The organism is Thiopseudomonas denitrificans, from assembly GCF_002866065.1.
Classification (GTDB): Bacteria; Pseudomonadota; Gammaproteobacteria; order Pseudomonadales; family Pseudomonadaceae; genus Thiopseudomonas; species Thiopseudomonas denitrificans.
On record NZ_LNJZ01000007.1, the window covers coordinates 130080 to 144285 of the forward strand.

Below are 14206 nucleotides of genomic sequence, written 5' to 3' on the forward strand. Positions count from 1 at the left end.
GCGCCCTAGCCGATCAGGTAAGGAATGTTTTCCATGATTTTCTGGGTGAAATCCAGCCAGCGCCCCACCAGCCAGGGCCCCATCACCATTAATGTGGCAAAGCTGACCAGCAAGCGCGGCAAGAAGCTCAGGGTCTGTTCGTTGATTTGCGTCGCTGCCTGGAACATGGCGACAAACAGGCCAATGATCAGGCTTGGCGTGATGATCACCGCCACCGCCATGGCCATCAGCCAGAGGCCTTCTCGAAACAGGTCTACCGCAATTTCGGGTGTCATGTCTTCGGTCTCCCTAGAGCGTGCCAAAGCTGTTGGCCAGCGTACCTATTATCAGCGTCCAGCCATCGACCAGCACAAACAGCATGATCTTGAACGGCAACGAAATGATCAGCGGCGACAACATCATCATGCCCATCGACATCAGGATACTGGCCACCACCACATCCACGATCAGGAACGGGATGAAAATCATGAAGCCGATCTGGAAGGCGGTTTTCAGCTCCGAGGTGACAAACGCCGGAATCAGGATGGTCAGTGGCGTGGCCTCGGCAGACTCGATATCGGTGCGTTTGGCAATGCGGATGAACAGCTCCAGATCGGTTTCCCGGGTTTGCGCCAGCATGAACGCCTTGATCGGAACTTCTGCCCGGTTCAGCGCCTCCTGTGCGCTGATCTGCTCGCTCATGTAAGGTTGCAGCGCCTCGTCATTGATGCGCTCGAATACCGGCGCCATGACGAAAATGGTCAGGAACATCGCCAGCCCGAGCAGGATCTGGTTGGAAGGCGTCTGCTGCAGACCCAGTGCCTGGCGCAAAATGGAGAACACGATGATGATGCGGGTGAAACTGGTCATCAGCATGACAAAAGCCGGGATGAAACCCAGCGCAGTCATGATCAGCAGGATTTGCAGACTGACCGAATACTCCTGCTGGCCCTGGGCATCAGTGCTCAGGGTGATGGCCGAGATCGCCAGCGGATTACCCTCGGCAGCCAAGCCCCAGGAACTGAATAGCAGCCCGCCCAGCAGGAAAACAGCATGTAACCAGCGTGTCATCAGGTTTCCTTGTCTTTGTCTGGCCCGCCCTGATGCAATGCCTGCTTCAGACGCCGGGCAAATTCGCCAACGGTTTGCGTGTCCTGAATGGCCGCCTCAACCGGTTCCTGCAACACATGCAAGGTTTCAATGCTGCCTGGGGTAAGCCCGAGCAACACTTGCTCCTTGCCGACCTGCACCAGCAACAGGCGCTCCCGCGGGCCGAGCGAACGGGTTGCCACCAGCTGGATGGTATCGCTGCCGTGACCACCGGGCAGCCGCTGCTGCACCCTGCGGGTCAGCCAGGCCAATAGAAAAATCAGCCCGATAACCAGCAACAAACCAAGCAACAACTGCAGCATCTGGCTGCCCATGTCTGCCGTGCCGGTTGTACGGCCCAGCACCACGGCCGGCTCGCGCAAGCCCTTGGCAGTGCTGCCAGCCTGCTCCGCCCACGCCTGCGGCCAGCATGCCAACATGCCGGACAGAACGGTCGTGTACTGCAGCAGACGATATTTCATGCCGGCCTCGACTCAACGCAAACGCTTGATGCGTTCGCTGGGGCTGATGACATCCGTCAGGCGGATACCGAACTTCTCGTTCACCACCACCACTTCGCCATGGGCGATCAGGGTACCGTTGACCAGTACATCCAGCGGCTCCCCGGCCAGGCGGTCCAGCTCGACCACCGATCCCTGGTTCAGCTGCAACAGGTTGCGAATGGTGATGTCGGTACTGCCGACTTCCATGGAAATGGCTACCGGGATATCCAGAATCACATCCAGATTGGGGCCATCCATGCTGACCGGTGCTTCGGCGTCTTCAGGCCCTTGGCCGAATTCCTGCATTGGTGCGGCAGCCGGCGCGGAAGCCTGGGCCAGCATGGCATCGATATCATCCTGGCTGGAATCTCCCGCCTCGGCCAGCGCGGCAGCCCATTCGTCAGCCAGCGCCTGTTCTTCGCTGGTTACTTCGTCATGTTCGTCTGTCATTCTCAACCTGCCTGTTCAATTCAGCGTGACCGTTCTACCGGTCCAAGTACCTGCAAAGCCAGATTGCCCTTGTGGGAACCCAGCTGCACCTTGAATGTAGGAACGCCATTGGCACGCAACAGCATGCGTTCAGGCATTTCCACGGGAATCACATCACCCGGCTGCATGGCCAGGATATCGCGCAGACGCAACTCGCTGCGCACCACGGTGGAACGGATGGGAACGCGCACGTCCAGTATGTCTTCACGGATCGACTTGCTCCAGCGCTCGTCGTGGCCATCCAGATCGGACTGGAAGCCCGCATCAAGCATTTCACGAATCGGCTCGATCATCGAATACGGAAAGGTGATCTGGATCTCGCCGCCGCCGCCATCCAGTTCGACATGGAAACTGGAAACCACCACCACCTCGCTCGGGTTGACGATGTTGGCCAGCGCCGGGTTGACCTCGGAGTTCATGTACTCGAAATCCACATCCAGCACCGCATGCCAGGCTTCCTTCAGGTCTACAAATGCCTGCTCCAGCACCATGCGCACCACCCGCAACTCGGTGGGCGTGAATTCTCGGCCCTCGATCTTGGCATGGCGGCCGTCACCACCAAAGAAGTTGTCCACCAGCTTGAACACCAGTCGCGAATCAAGCACGAACAGGCAGGTGCCGCGCAGCGGCTTCATTCGCACCAGGTTAAGGCTGGTCGGCACATACAGCGTATGAACATACTCGCCGAACTTCATTACCTGCACGCCGCCGACCGAAACATCCGCCGTGCGGCGCAACAGGTTGAACATGCTGATGCGGGTGTAGCGGGCAAAGCGCTCGTTGATCATTTCCAGCGTCGGCATGCGCCCACGGACAATCCGGTCCTGGCTGGTCAGATCATAGCTCTTGATGCCACCAACGCCGGTGTCCTCTTCCGTTTCCACCAGTCCGTCATCAACGCCGTGCAGCAGCGCATCGATTTCATCCTGTGACAACAGGTCCTGAACGGCCATAATTGCCTCCGCCTCTGCTTACTGCATGACAAAATTGGTAAATAGAACCTGCTCCACCACCGGAGCCCCGACTTCCCGCATCGCCAACGCCTGGACGGTGGCCGTTACCTTCTGTTTGAGCATGTCCAGCCCCAGCGGGGTATTGAGCTCGGCGAAATCCTGGCTGGAAAACAGCATCACCAACTGGTTGCGCAGCGCCGGCATGTGCACTTTCAGCATCGCCAGCTGCTCCGGGTTGCGCGCCATCAGCGCCAGGCTCACCTGCATGTAGCGGGTGCGTCCGTCGGCATGAAAATTGACGACAAACGGCGGCATCAGGTCTTCATAAAGTGCCGGCAGCCTTGGTGCGGCAGCCGGCTGGACAGCCGTCTCCTCCTGTACCGGGCGGTTCTTGCCAAGAAAGAACCAGGTCCCGGCGGCAGACAGCCCGATTGCCAGCAGCAACGCTACAGCAACGATAACAATCAGTTTCAGCCTGTTTTTCTTGGCTGGTGCCGCCTGATCTGCGGCTGCCCCGGACGCTTTGGCCATATCTTTGTTCCGTTATGCTCAATTCAGGAGGCTAGTGTACCCAAACACCAGCCTTTAACCATAAACCGCGGGCAAATCCGCTCGCGCTAAACATAATAGCTGACCAGCCCGGCATGGCCCTGCTCTTGTTGTTCCAGCTCACTGACCGCTACCAGCTCTTCTTCACCCGCTTCAGCACCATGGTCGGCAATCCGGCGGCTGCTCTCCTGCTGCTGATGCTGCTTTGACTGGTCCGCCACCTCGACATCCACATTATGCATGCCCTGCTGCTCGAGCATTTCCCGCAGGCGGTGCATCTGCCCGTCCAGCGAGTCACGCACTCCGGCATGAGCACTGTTGAACGTGATCTGCGTATGTTCCTGTCCGACCTGGACACGGATATCAAGGCGACCCAATTCGGCAGGGTTCAGCTTGATTTCCGCCGACTTCAGATTCTGTGATGACATCCACATCACCTTGTCGGTCAGTTCCTTGCTCCAGCCCGGTTGCTGCATGTTCAGGGGCTGGCCCTGCAGCTGGCGCGCCGCCTGCGCCGACTGGACCGCTTCACTGCGCATCAGCGTATCAGTACGGGTCTCACCCGCAGAAACACCACGCTCGGCGGCCTGAATCGTCGTGGCTCCAGTCTCCAGTCGCTCAGCTCTTGCCGCTGTACCGGCCAGTAACTGGCTGCCCGGCGACAATCCTTCCTCAAGCAAATCGGCAACAAGCTCTACCGCCTCCGTTTCGGCTCCGGTTTTCGTGGCAACTGCAGAAAGGTTGCCCCCTTCAGCAGCTCCCGCCCCCTGACGCAGAGTGCCCGCGTCAACTGACTGGGTAGTCGCCTCCTGTATCGTGCGGGCCTGTTGCGTCACCGCCAGCAGACTGCCTGCGGCCATGATACCCTCTGTAGCCTCCCCCACATCCTGCTTGAACACGGAGACTTCCTCACCCGACTGTTCTTGCGCCAGCAAAATTTGCTCCAGCAAGGGATCAAGCAAACCCGGCACCGCAAGAAAACCGTCATTATCTTCATCCACACCGGGAGCGGGGTCTGCTTCTTTGCCATCCCCGGTGGCGCCCCCGTCATCCTTTTGACGCAACCCCTCTTTGTCCCCAGGCTCGCCGGACACGGATACGGAAGCTTTTTCGCGCGAATCGCTTGCCGGCTCACGCACCGGCTCAGACTCATCACGGCGGTTTTCCGCACGCCGCTGTTCTGGCTGCCGGACGCTTTCGTCCCTGCTGCGCACCGGCGGAGCCGGCCTGACATCAGCGGCCTGGCGCTGTTGTACCAGAATACGGGTAAAGTCCTGGCCACCGGCTGGCGGACGTGAAATGGCGCTCGCACCGGTATCAGGCACGGCGGATCGTCCAGCGCCTTGCGTGGTTGCAGGCTGCAATAAGAAATCGGCCATCATGGTCATGATTTTTCCTCCTCTGACGGGTCAGGAACCATCAAGCAATTTCCAGGCCAGGCACTCAGATATTCATTGCATCAATGAAACGCGGAACCGCCTGCTCATCGATTTTCAGGCTGGTGAAATCGAACAGGCTGCGGTCGGCCAGCTGCGAGGGAATGACATTTTGCAGGGCGCGAAACATGACCTCGGTACGGCCGGGTGTTTTCTGCTCCCACTCCTGCAACATGGCCTTGACCACCTGACGCTGCAGATTCTCCTGTGAGCCGCACAGGTTGCACGGAATGATCGGGAACTCCTTTAGCCCGGCGTACTCGGCGATATCGCTTTCCTTGCAATAGGCCAGCGGACGAATCACCACGTTACGGCCGTCATCCGACAGCAGTTTGGGCGGCATGGCTTTCAGGGTGCCGCCGTAGAACAGGTTAAGGAAAAAGGTTTCCAGAATGTCGTCACGGTGATGACCAAGCGCCATCTTGGTCGCACCAATTTCGTCAGCAAAGGTATACAGGGTACCCCGGCGCAGGCGCGAGCACAGCGAACAGGTGGTCTTGCCCTCGGGGATCTTCTCTTTCACCACCGAGTAGGTATCTTTCTCTATGATGTGATAATCCACACCCAGCTCGCTCAAGTAACCCGGCAGCACATCTTCGGGAAAGCCGGGTTGTTTCTGGTCCAGGTTGACGGCCACCAGCTCGAATTTGACCGGCGCAACTTTTTGCAGATAGAGCAGGATGTCCAGCATCGCATAGCTGTCCTTGCCGCCGGACAGACAGACCATGACCTTGTCTCCGTCCTCGATCATGTTGAAATCGCCGACGGCCTCACCGGCCAGGCGGCGCAAGCGCTTTTGCAATTTGTTGTGTTTGACGGACAGGCTGCTCATGACCACATTCACCCAGAATGAAAACCGCGCATTTTACCCTGATTTGCCCGATTGGCCAGTACCTGTCGCGGCTTTCTTGTCTCTGGACAAAGCACACGCCAGCTGTTTTGATGACGCCATGAACCACCATGACAGCCTGCCCGGCTTTCTGCTGCAACAATTGCGTCTGCAACCAGAAGGACTGAGCGAATACCAATTGATCAACCTGCTGCGCCAACAGCAGTGGCCACTGTTTGCTGAAGCGGATCTGCGCGATCCGCTGAGCCTGTTTCGCACCCACTTCACCCTGTTCAACGCCCTGTACCGGCTGGATGAGCAACTGGTGGCAGATCAGCTGCAGCTGGACATCAGCCCGCTCTGCATCCGTCTGTTGCCACGCAGTGCCAGCCAGCCCGAGCTGACCAGAACAGACCCGCTGCGCAGCTACTACCTGGACCTGCAGCAGCTGAACGAAACCGACCGGGAGCAGGTAGCCGCCATGCTCGATGGCAGCTTCAGCCGTATCCATGAAAAGGACGAGCAAACTGCAGCACTGGCCTGCCTCGGTTTCGTTGGCGTCCAGCCGTTACCCACGACCGGCGAAATCAGGCAAGCCTATCGTCGGCTGGCCAGCCGGCACCACCCCGACCGGGGCGGTTGCAACCAGCGCCTGCAACAAATCAACCAGGCCATGGCACTGCTGAAAAGACATCAACTGGCCTGATGACAGTGCCAGCAGAGCACTCGATCACCCGGAACTCATATCCACAAGAGCTGTGGATAACCATGTGCACAACCTGAAAGCAAAGCGGTCTGCGCTGCTACAGTCATGCCCTTCAGTCAAATTGACCGCTTTTTGACCAGCCAGACTTTAACCCATACCAATCAATGAGTTATGAAAGTCAATATTTGATGACGACGAGTTTTCATGCACAGCATGCGACAAATTGCAAATAATTTGCCGCATGTGTACAACCTTCGCATGTCAAGGCTTTTTAGCAAGGTTTTTCGTGACTAATGGCCAATTCAGAGCGGGCCTGGATGAATTCCAGTTGCTGCAACAGCATCGCCACTTTCGGCATGTCGCCACCTGCTGTGCGAGCCGCCTGCAAGGGCGCACGATAAATGGCCTGCAACTCCAGCGTTTTGCCACCGGTATAGTCACCGTGCATGCTCGGGTAATAGTTATCCATCTGCCTGGTGCTCTTGAGCATGGCAGGCATCAGTTTTTCCGGCAGCACGTAGCCACAGGTTGCAGCAGCATCCACCACTTCCTGCATCAGGTCGGTAATCAGGGCCAGACAGGACGGATTGTCCATCATGCTGCTGGTGTTGGCATCCAGCACTACCGACAAGCCGTTGTAGGGCACGTTCCAGACCAGCTTTTGCCAGCGTGCCAGCTCAGCATCTGTCACTTCAGATGGCACCTTCGCGGCTGCAAACAGTTCCGCCAGTTCTGCAGCCAGTGCCGCACCCTGCTCTGCACTGGCTGCGCCACTGTGATAACCGATATTGATGGCGCCACCGCCCTGATGCCAGATCTGGCCGGGAGCGGTACGCCGCACCTGTATGAAGCACAGGCCGGCAAACAATGACATCTGTGCCGGCACCAGTGCCCGCATCTGCTCCTCGTTGCCATAGCCGTTCTGCAGCAAGACAACCTTGACTGCAGGATTGGGCAAGCGGTTGAGCAGCCGCGCAACCTCGGCATTGCCTGTGGTCTTGGTGCTTACCAGTATCCAGTCGCAACCATCGAGTTCTTCCACCTGGCTGCATACCTGCACCTGATGCTGTATATCACCAAGGCTTTCGCTGCGCAGGCTCATGCCATCACGGCGCAGCTCTTCCTGCCCGCTACGGACCAGAAAACGCACATCCAGTCCCGAGTTTTGCAGCATCAGGCCATAAAAACCGCCAATGCCGCCTGTTCCGATAACACCGATCCGGGGCTTGCTGGTATTTGTCATGCTGTCCTCCAGGGATATCTGTTGTTCACGCACCAGAGGTGCAAAATCAGTAAAACTGTCTGAAAAGCGTACCGGTTGGTCAGAAGGCCGTCACCAGCTTCAGCATCACCTTGTCACCACCAAAACGGTTGCGTACCTTGCTCTCGTGGTTCCACTGACCGGAAACCATCATGCCGCTTTTGGTGGTATAGCTGACCGTAGGGCCGTAGGAGAACACCTGGCCCTTGCGTCCCTTGCTCCAGGCCGGCGAGCTGGCCAGCGTGCTGCCGTCCACCTTGTCGTTGGTGGTCTGCTTCAGGTAATACCCGGACACGCCAACACCCCACTGGCCAATATGCTTGCCCAGCAGATAGTCCATATGGAATTCCTGACCGGACCTGTAATCCATCTTCGGCGCACCGGGTTCCGGACGGAAGTCCTTGTTCTTGGTCTTGATGTTGTACATGAACTTGCCTGAGGCTTCCCAACCATCATCATGCAGCCAGGTTACCGCCAACAGCGGCTCGAAGCTCCAGTAATTGGCACCGACACTGCGGCGTGCATCTTTGGAGTCATAGGCTCCGGTCGGCAGATTGATGTCCAGACCAAAGGCCCAGTGCAGATTGTCCCGGTGCCAGGCCAGGATCAGCGGGTTGATGGTGACGTCGCCCAGCGCGTTGCGCGACTTGGAAGCCCCGCCCAGGCGCAGATTCTGGTGAACCAGCGGCACGATCACGTGCCAGCCATAATCGGCACCAAAAATCTTCTTGTCAGTCATGTGGATGTAACGCTGGGCGGTAAACCATGCCCCCACCTTGGCACCGCTGACCTTCTTGCCACTGCCATCACGCAATTTGCCGCCATAATGGCCGGTGTAGTTGATGAAGTAATTCCCCTTGGGCGGAACCGCTCCGGCCATCCAGGTTTCGGCGCCATTGGGGTACTGGTCGCCGCCCTCTTTGGCATACGCCATCCCGGTGGCAATCATGCTGATTGCCGCTACGCAGCCCAGCAATGGTTTGACGTGACGTTTAGTCATTTCCTACTCCTGTATATTTTTTTGTTTTTATCCTACAGCTGCAAGCAGCTACCAGGCAGAGGCCCTGACAGTGGCTGAGTTGCTCAACGCACAGAGCAGCCCCCTGTCTAATGAAAATGCAATATGTGTGCCGTCCCCGGGCAAAGACATTCTATAGCAGCCAGAAAGCGGAAAGATGTCCGATCTTCGTACAAAACACAGGTTATTTGCCCGTCCGGGGATTCCGCAATACCCGCGCCCCGGTCCGGGAAACCCGACCAGCTTCAGCAAATGCTCAACCCGCATTGCAGCAGGCCAGCAAATGATCAAGACGACCGGCACGCAAAGCGCTGCACGGGTTTGTGAAAGATCGGAGAGGTTGAAGAAAAACCTGCAATATGGCACCGGCATTGCCGGGAGCGACCGGCAGCAACGAGAACGCCACATGAGCATCATCGCTCATGTGGACTGGATGGTTACCTAAAGATCAGAGGCTGACCAGTTGCTGGTCTGGCAGATAACGCTTGGCCTGCAGGTAGGCCTTGTTCCAGTACGGCGCATCAAGGCTGTCGATACGGACCTTGCCACCGGTGGATGGGGCATGCACGAAGCGATTGTCCCCGACATAGATGCCGGCATGGCTGACACGACGGCCACCATTGGTGGCAAAGAACACTATATCGCCACTGCGCAGGTTGTTCCGTGCAATGACCGGGGCTTTCACCTGCATCATCTCGGTGGTGCTGCGTGGCAGCTTGATGTTCATTGAGTGGTTGAACACATAACCGATCAGGCCACTGCAGTCGAAACCTGTCTGTGGCGAGCTGCCACCCCAGCGGTATGGCGTGCCGATTTGCGCCATGGCGCGCAGCAGCACGTCATCGGCCATTTGCGAGCGGGTAATCAGACTGTCCATTTCATCGGCAACCGAAGCAGTTTGCGGCGCAATCGCTACGGATTGCTGCCTGGCTTCAGCCGACGGGACGCTGGCTTGCTGCTGTGTGGCGCAGGCCGCCGTCAGCAACAGCGAGGAAACAACGGAAATGCGTAGGGACCAATGCATAGTTTTGTCTTCTTCTTATGGCGATACAAACGACTCAGGCAAAGTCGTCATGCTGCATTGCCAACAACCGGCTATGTGTCCTGCGAAAGGCAAATGACAGATAACCCTGTGTGTAAAGTTCGTCAAAAGGCACATTGGCCTCAACATAGACAGGGACTTTACCTTCATAGCATTCATCAATCAAGGCTATAAAGCGTCGCACTGCATCATCTTTGCGCGCCAATGAGGGTAAAACCCGGTCTCCGGCCACCACCCTGCTGGCGGCATCCTCGGTTCCACGGGCTATCTTTGCCGCCTGTTGTTCACCACCCAGCTCCGGTACCCTGCCCAGCAGCAAGCAGTCATAGCGCTGGCACAACTCGATGAAATCCTGGGCAAAAAACGGTTGTTCACACAGCTGGGCAAAGTCGCACCAGACTAGGCGTCCGGCCTGGCCACGTATGTGCAGCTGCCGTCCGTTCAACTCAATCGGACCGTCACTGTGCATCTGGTCACCAGCCAGCCTGGCAAACAGCGTGGGCATTGCTTCGGGCTGTCCTGGCGGACAATGCAGATAGCGCGGCAATTGCTGCATGTCCTGCAGGCCATGCAGACGGTGGTCCTGGCTGCCGTCAACCGCAAGCACCCGCATGTGGCGCCTGATCGCGGCAATCGTCGGCAGCAGTTGCTCGCGGTTGAAACCGTCGGGATACAGCTCTTCCGGCGGCTGGTTGGAGGTCATGACCACCGCCATGTCGCGCCTGAACAGTGCCTGCATCAGCGGACCCAGCAGCATGGCATCGGCAATGTCGCTGATGAAGAACTCATCAAAACAAAGCACCCTGATTTGCCCGGCCAACTCGTCTGCCACCCTCTCCAGCGGCTCTGCAGTGCCGGTCAGCTGGTGCAGGCGCCGGTGCAAGTCCCTCATGAAGTGATGGAAATGCTGGCGACGACCGGGAACCGGCAAGTTGACATAGAAGCAGTCCATCAGCCAGGTCTTGCCCCTCCCGACCGGGCCCCACAAGTAAACCCCGGCTCCGGCATAACGGCCTTCGCGGAGCGCCTGGTAGCTTTCCTGCAATCTGGCCACTGCCTGTTGCTGCGCAGCATCAGCAACAAAACCTTGCTCCAGTGCTTCTGCATACCACTGCCCGGGCGATCTGCTATCCGTCATATACTTCCTGCACTCCTTATCATTTCACTGCAATCATGCCCCGTCCGCTTGACCGAGCCATCAATACAGGGTCAAAACCATTCCCCACACCTGCCGCATTCTTTTATGCATCTGGTGGCAAGGCGCTGCAAAATCTTGCAAATTAAAATACACTCTGACGCTGCACGGGGTTGCACAGACATCCGGCGGCATGACAGCCGGCCAGTACAGCGGCCCGTTTTTCCAGTAGTTGCCAGCGAGATAACAATGAACAGCACAACCAGTTTTGCTGCCATGCCCGACGAACAGGGTTACTTCGGTGCCTATGGCGGCCAATATGTACCGCCTGAACTGAAACAGGTGATGGACGATATTAACAGTGCCTACGAAGAAATTCGCCAGATGCCCGAATTTCAGCAAGAGCTGGCCAGCCTGTTTGCCGACTACGTGGGCCGTCCCAGCCCGATTTTCCATGCCCGGCGTTTGTCCGAACAACTCGGTGGCGCGCAGATCCTGCTCAAGCGTGAAGACCTCAACCACACCGGCGCGCACAAGATCAACCACTGTCTGGGCGAAGCGCTGTTGGCCAAGCACATGGGCAAGAAAAAGGTCATTGCCGAAACCGGTGCCGGCCAACACGGTGTGGCACTGGCCACCGCCTGTGCACTGGTGGGCATCCCCTGCGAGATCCACATGGGCCAGGTGGATATCGAGAAAGAGCACCCCAACGTGGTCAAGATGAAAATCCTCGGTTGCGACCTGATTCCGGTTACCCGTGGTACCGCCACATTGAAAGATGCCGTCGACAGCGCTTTCGAGGAATACCTGAAAAACCCGCAGGACTTCATCTACGCTATCGGCTCTGTGGTCGGTCCGCATCCTTTTCCGAAAATGGTGCGGGACTTCCAGTCCATCATCGGCAACGAAGCACGCGAGCAGTGCCTGAACAAGTACAAGCGCCTGCCGGATGTGGTCACTGCCTGTGTCGGTGGCGGCTCCAATGCCATCGGCATGTTTACCGCTTTCCTCAATGATAGCCAGGTCAGGCTGGTCGGTGTGGAACCGGCCGGTGAAGGCCTGGATACCGACCGCCATGCGGCCACCCTGACCATGGGCAAGCCCGGTGTGATTCATGGCATGGCCTGTTACGTACTGGCCGACGAAGAAGGCAACCCCGACCCTGTGCACTCGATTGCCTCCGGCCTGGACTATCCCGGCATCGGACCACAGCACAGCTATCTGAAAGACCTGGGCCGGGTGCAGTATGACAGTGTCACCGACAAGGAAACCCTGGACGCCTTCATGCGTCTGTCACGGGTCGAGGGCATCATTCCCGCACTGGAAAGTGCCCACGCGGTGGCCTGGGCCATCCGCAGCGCCCCCACCCTGCAGCCGCACCAGCAGATTCTGGTCAACCTGTCCGGTCGTGGCGACAAGGATGTCGATTACGTGGCTGGCCTGCTGGGGCTGTAATTTCGTGATTGGCCGTACAGCAGTGCGGTCAATTGCTATCCCACTGCTCTTGCAGGTCCGAATTTATTCGGACAAGATTCGCCGCATCACCAAGCGGCGGGGGTTGTGTGCGAATGAATTCGCACCTACAAAAAGCGCACGGTGACAGAATCCAGGGGGTACAACTGCTTCTGTAGGTCCGAATTTATTCGGACAAGATTCGCCGCATCTCCAAGCGGCGGGGGTTGTGTGCGAATGAATTCGCACCTACAGGTGCTACTGTAGGTCCGGATTTATCCGGACAAGCCCGGCATGATCAGGCCCGGAAATACGTGTGCGAATGAATTCGCACCTACAAAAAGCGCACGGGGACAGAATCCAGGGGGTACAACTGCTTCTGTAGGGCCGAATTTATTCGGACAAGATTCGTCGCATCACCGAGCGGCGAGGGTTGTGTGCGAATGAATTCGCACCTACAAAAAGCGCACGGGGACAGAATCCAGGGGGTACAACTGCTTCTGTAGGTCCGAATTTATTCGGACAAGATTCGTCGCATCACCGAGCGGCGAGGGTTGTGTGCGAATGAATTCGCACCTACAAAAAGCGCACGGTTACAGGATGCAACGGACAGGCCAGGCGATCTTTAATCGTGGTTTACTGTCCATGCCAGCATGGCCGACAGCTGGCACAGGGGGCGGCCGCTGTCTCTATGCAGCTGGTTGAAGGCTGCCTGCACATCCCGCAGCGCGCCCTGGCTGGTCGGGTTACGATCAATCACGCCATGACCAACCAACGCAGCCACCACATCGGTGGTGATCAGGAAGGTATCCTTGCCGGCCATGCGCAGGAAGCCGGGGGTCGAGTAACCGCCCAGCTGGTAACCGCGCTTGCGCAACAAGAACCACAAACTGACAATATCATCAACCGGCCACTGCGCCAGAAAGCGGCCAAAGCCACCGTACTCACGGCTGATATCCAGCACCAGCTGGGCATTGTGCGGAATGCTGCGCAGCTTGCCCAGGTGACGAATCAATGCCTTGTTTTGCATGTGCTGCTCGATGTGCTCGGCGCTGAGCAGCACCATTTTTTCCGGATCGAAACCCCAGAAGGCCTCCTCGAATGCCGGCCAGCGGGCATCGACCATGGCATGGCGCAAACCGGCGCGGAAGATTCGCTGGGTCATCAGTGACAGGTAGCGACTATCGGGAACCGCGATCAGCTGTTCTTCGGTCAACGGGACCGGCAAGCTGTCTTCCAGCGCCTGGATGCTGCCTTTGCGGCGCAGCACATAGTCATACAGCCACTGATAACGGATCGTCATGATATGTCTCCGGGTTTGGGTCGATTGAGATGACCAGCGCGCGCCGCCATTTCGTCCATGGCTTTTTGCTCTTGCCGGTCAGCCATCTGCCTGGCCTGGTCATGATAGCGCTGTACCAGTTTTTTTAAACCCTCTAGCCGCGCGTAAGCCTGCCGCCACTGTTCGCGGGCTTTCTCCACATTGCGGGCATGCCACTGGACACTGCTGCGCTGCTGCTCGATGGCGGTTTCCAGCTGGGACAAAAAGCGCTGGTAATTCATCAGCCACTCGCCACTCACACCCGTCTGGCCACGAGTGATCCATTGCTGCTGGTAATCGTTGCGATATTGCTCAAGCCCGGCCAACTGTTGCTCGGCCTGTTGCAGCTGAACCTGGAGTTTGGCCAGCTTGGCCGCCGCGTCACGCTCGGCCTGCCCGGCCATTTCGACCACTGGTGCCAGGCGTCCGGCTTTTTTCAGCATG

General features: G+C 57.8%; 17 protein-coding genes. 3 read left to right on the forward strand and 14 right to left on the reverse strand.

Annotated features, from left to right (window positions below; all coding sequences use genetic code 11):
* Nucleotides 1–5: 5 nt before the first annotated feature.
* The 8 genes from fliQ to ttcA form a co-directional block, all read right to left on the reverse strand.
* Nucleotides 6–275 carry a flagellar biosynthesis protein FliQ gene (gene fliQ / locus AR306_RS06520; protein WP_101496758.1) on the reverse strand — a complete coding sequence of 90 codons (270 nt, stop codon included), beginning with the start codon at nucleotides 273–275 and terminating at the stop codon, nucleotides 6–8.
* A gap of 13 nt (nucleotides 276–288) precedes the next feature.
* Nucleotides 289–1050, reverse strand: a complete 762-nt coding sequence (fliP, locus tag AR306_RS06525) for a flagellar type III secretion system pore protein FliP (protein WP_101496759.1) — start codon at nucleotides 1048–1050, stop codon at nucleotides 289–291.
* Nucleotides 1050–1550 carry a flagellar biosynthetic protein FliO gene (gene fliO / locus AR306_RS06530; RefSeq protein ID WP_240622502.1) on the reverse strand — a complete coding sequence of 167 codons (501 nt, stop codon included), beginning with the start codon at nucleotides 1548–1550 and terminating at the stop codon, nucleotides 1050–1052. Before fliO ends, fliP begins: the two co-directional genes overlap by 1 nt.
* 12 nt (nucleotides 1551–1562) lie before the next feature.
* The gene (gene fliN, locus AR306_RS06535) at nucleotides 1563–2021 is read right to left on the reverse strand and encodes a flagellar motor switch protein FliN (RefSeq protein WP_101496760.1); all 459 of its coding nucleotides are present in this window, start codon (nucleotides 2019–2021) and stop codon (nucleotides 1563–1565) included.
* 20 nt (nucleotides 2022–2041) lie between these two features.
* Entirely contained in the window at nucleotides 2042–3013 is a 972-nt protein-coding gene (gene fliM, locus AR306_RS06540) for a flagellar motor switch protein FliM (RefSeq protein ID WP_101496761.1), read from the reverse strand.
* An 18-nt stretch (nucleotides 3014–3031) separates the two neighbouring features.
* On the reverse strand, nucleotides 3032–3544 hold the full coding sequence (locus tag AR306_RS06545) for a flagellar basal body-associated FliL family protein (protein WP_101496762.1): 513 nt from the start codon (nucleotides 3542–3544) through the stop codon (nucleotides 3032–3034).
* Between the two features lie 86 nt (nucleotides 3545–3630).
* Nucleotides 3631–4950 (reverse strand): flagellar hook-length control protein FliK, encoded by a 1320-nt coding sequence (locus AR306_RS06550; RefSeq protein WP_101496763.1) that lies wholly within the window; start codon nucleotides 4948–4950, stop codon nucleotides 3631–3633.
* Nucleotides 4951–5005: 55 nt separating this feature from the next.
* Nucleotides 5006–5830, reverse strand: coding sequence for a tRNA 2-thiocytidine(32) synthetase TtcA (ttcA, locus tag AR306_RS06555; protein ID WP_101496764.1), 825 nt, complete (start codon nucleotides 5828–5830; stop codon nucleotides 5006–5008).
* Here ttcA and AR306_RS06560 point away from each other — a divergent pair.
* The gene (locus AR306_RS06560; protein WP_240622503.1) at nucleotides 5829–6533 is read left to right on the forward strand and encodes a DNA-J related domain-containing protein; all 705 of its coding nucleotides are present in this window, start codon (nucleotides 5829–5831) and stop codon (nucleotides 6531–6533) included. The genes ttcA and AR306_RS06560 overlap by 2 nt on opposite strands.
* A gap of 271 nt (nucleotides 6534–6804) precedes the next feature.
* Here the strand turns inward: AR306_RS06560 and AR306_RS06565 are convergent, their stop codons facing one another.
* Nucleotides 6805–7776 (reverse strand): putative 2-dehydropantoate 2-reductase, encoded by a 972-nt coding sequence (locus AR306_RS06565; protein WP_101496765.1) that lies wholly within the window; start codon nucleotides 7774–7776, stop codon nucleotides 6805–6807.
* 79 nt (nucleotides 7777–7855) lie between these two features.
* A complete protein-coding gene (locus tag AR306_RS06570; RefSeq protein WP_101496766.1) occupies nucleotides 7856–8794 on the reverse strand; it encodes a SphA family protein in 939 nt (312 codons plus the stop codon).
* 301 nt (nucleotides 8795–9095) lie between these two features.
* On the opposite strand from AR306_RS06570, the gene AR306_RS13370 reads away from it, so the two are divergent.
* Complete coding sequence (locus AR306_RS13370) at nucleotides 9096–9257, forward strand: hypothetical protein (RefSeq protein ID WP_166627812.1); 162 nt, start codon at nucleotides 9096–9098, stop codon at nucleotides 9255–9257.
* A gap of 3 nt (nucleotides 9258–9260) precedes the next feature.
* On the opposite strand, the gene AR306_RS06575 is transcribed toward AR306_RS13370, so the two are convergent.
* A complete protein-coding gene (locus AR306_RS06575; RefSeq protein ID WP_101496767.1) occupies nucleotides 9261–9836 on the reverse strand; it encodes a C40 family peptidase in 576 nt (191 codons plus the stop codon).
* Nucleotides 9837–9870: 34 nt separating this feature from the next.
* Entirely contained in the window at nucleotides 9871–10992 is a 1122-nt protein-coding gene (zapE, locus tag AR306_RS06580; RefSeq protein ID WP_101496768.1) for a cell division protein ZapE, read from the reverse strand.
* A gap of 246 nt (nucleotides 10993–11238) precedes the next feature.
* Between zapE and trpB the strand changes: the two genes are divergently transcribed.
* Entirely contained in the window at nucleotides 11239–12444 is a 1206-nt protein-coding gene (trpB, locus tag AR306_RS06585; protein ID WP_101496769.1) for a tryptophan synthase subunit beta, read from the forward strand.
* 622 nt (nucleotides 12445–13066) lie between these two features.
* Here the strand turns inward: trpB and AR306_RS06590 are convergent.
* Together AR306_RS06590 and fliJ are read right to left on the reverse strand one after the other, a co-directional pair.
* Complete coding sequence (locus AR306_RS06590) at nucleotides 13067–13744, reverse strand: DNA-3-methyladenine glycosylase I (protein WP_407071186.1); 678 nt, start codon at nucleotides 13742–13744, stop codon at nucleotides 13067–13069.
* Entirely contained in the window at nucleotides 13741–14205 is a 465-nt protein-coding gene (gene fliJ / locus AR306_RS06595) for a flagellar export protein FliJ (protein ID WP_101496770.1), read from the reverse strand. The genes AR306_RS06590 and fliJ overlap by 4 nt, the downstream gene beginning before the upstream one ends.
* Nucleotide 14206: the final 1 nt, after the last annotated feature.

Bases quoted from the DNA above. Each gene is read 5' to 3' on its own strand.
- zapE (WP_101496768.1), bottom strand. From the start codon at position 10,992: ATGACGGATAGCAGATCGCCCGGGCAGTGGTATGCAGAAGCACTGGAG.
- fliM (WP_101496761.1), bottom strand. From the start codon at position 3,013: ATGGCCGTTCAGGACCTGTTGTCACAGGATGAAATCGATGCGCTGCTG.
- fliQ (WP_101496758.1), bottom strand. From the start codon at position 275: ATGACACCCGAAATTGCGGTAGACCTGTTTCGAGAAGGCCTCTGGCTG.
- AR306_RS06570 (WP_101496766.1), bottom strand. From the start codon at position 8,794: ATGACTAAACGTCACGTCAAACCATTGCTGGGCTGCGTAGCGGCAATC.
- trpB (WP_101496769.1), top strand. From the start codon at position 11,239: ATGAACAGCACAACCAGTTTTGCTGCCATGCCCGACGAACAGGGTTAC.
- ttcA (WP_101496764.1), bottom strand. From the start codon at position 5,830: ATGAGCAGCCTGTCCGTCAAACACAACAAATTGCAAAAGCGCTTGCGC.
- AR306_RS13370 (WP_166627812.1), top strand. From the start codon at position 9,096: ATGATCAAGACGACCGGCACGCAAAGCGCTGCACGGGTTTGTGAAAGA.
- AR306_RS06560 (WP_240622503.1), top strand. From the start codon at position 5,829: ATGACCACATTCACCCAGAATGAAAACCGCGCATTTTACCCTGATTTG.
- AR306_RS06575 (WP_101496767.1), bottom strand. From the start codon at position 9,836: ATGCATTGGTCCCTACGCATTTCCGTTGTTTCCTCGCTGTTGCTGACG.
- fliN (WP_101496760.1), bottom strand. From the start codon at position 2,021: ATGACAGACGAACATGACGAAGTAACCAGCGAAGAACAGGCGCTGGCT.
- AR306_RS06545 (WP_101496762.1), bottom strand. From the start codon at position 3,544: ATGGCCAAAGCGTCCGGGGCAGCCGCAGATCAGGCGGCACCAGCCAAG.
- AR306_RS06590 (WP_407071186.1), bottom strand. From the start codon at position 13,744: ATGACGATCCGTTATCAGTGGCTGTATGACTATGTGCTGCGCCGCAAA.
- AR306_RS06565 (WP_101496765.1), bottom strand. From the start codon at position 7,776: ATGACAAATACCAGCAAGCCCCGGATCGGTGTTATCGGAACAGGCGGC.
- AR306_RS06550 (WP_101496763.1), bottom strand. From the start codon at position 4,950: ATGACCATGATGGCCGATTTCTTATTGCAGCCTGCAACCACGCAAGGC.
- fliO (WP_240622502.1), bottom strand. From the start codon at position 1,550: ATGAAATATCGTCTGCTGCAGTACACGACCGTTCTGTCCGGCATGTTG.
- fliJ (WP_101496770.1), bottom strand. From the start codon at position 14,205: ATGCTGAAAAAAGCCGGACGCCTGGCACCAGTGGTCGAAATGGCCGGG.
- fliP (WP_101496759.1), bottom strand. From the start codon at position 1,050: ATGACACGCTGGTTACATGCTGTTTTCCTGCTGGGCGGGCTGCTATTC.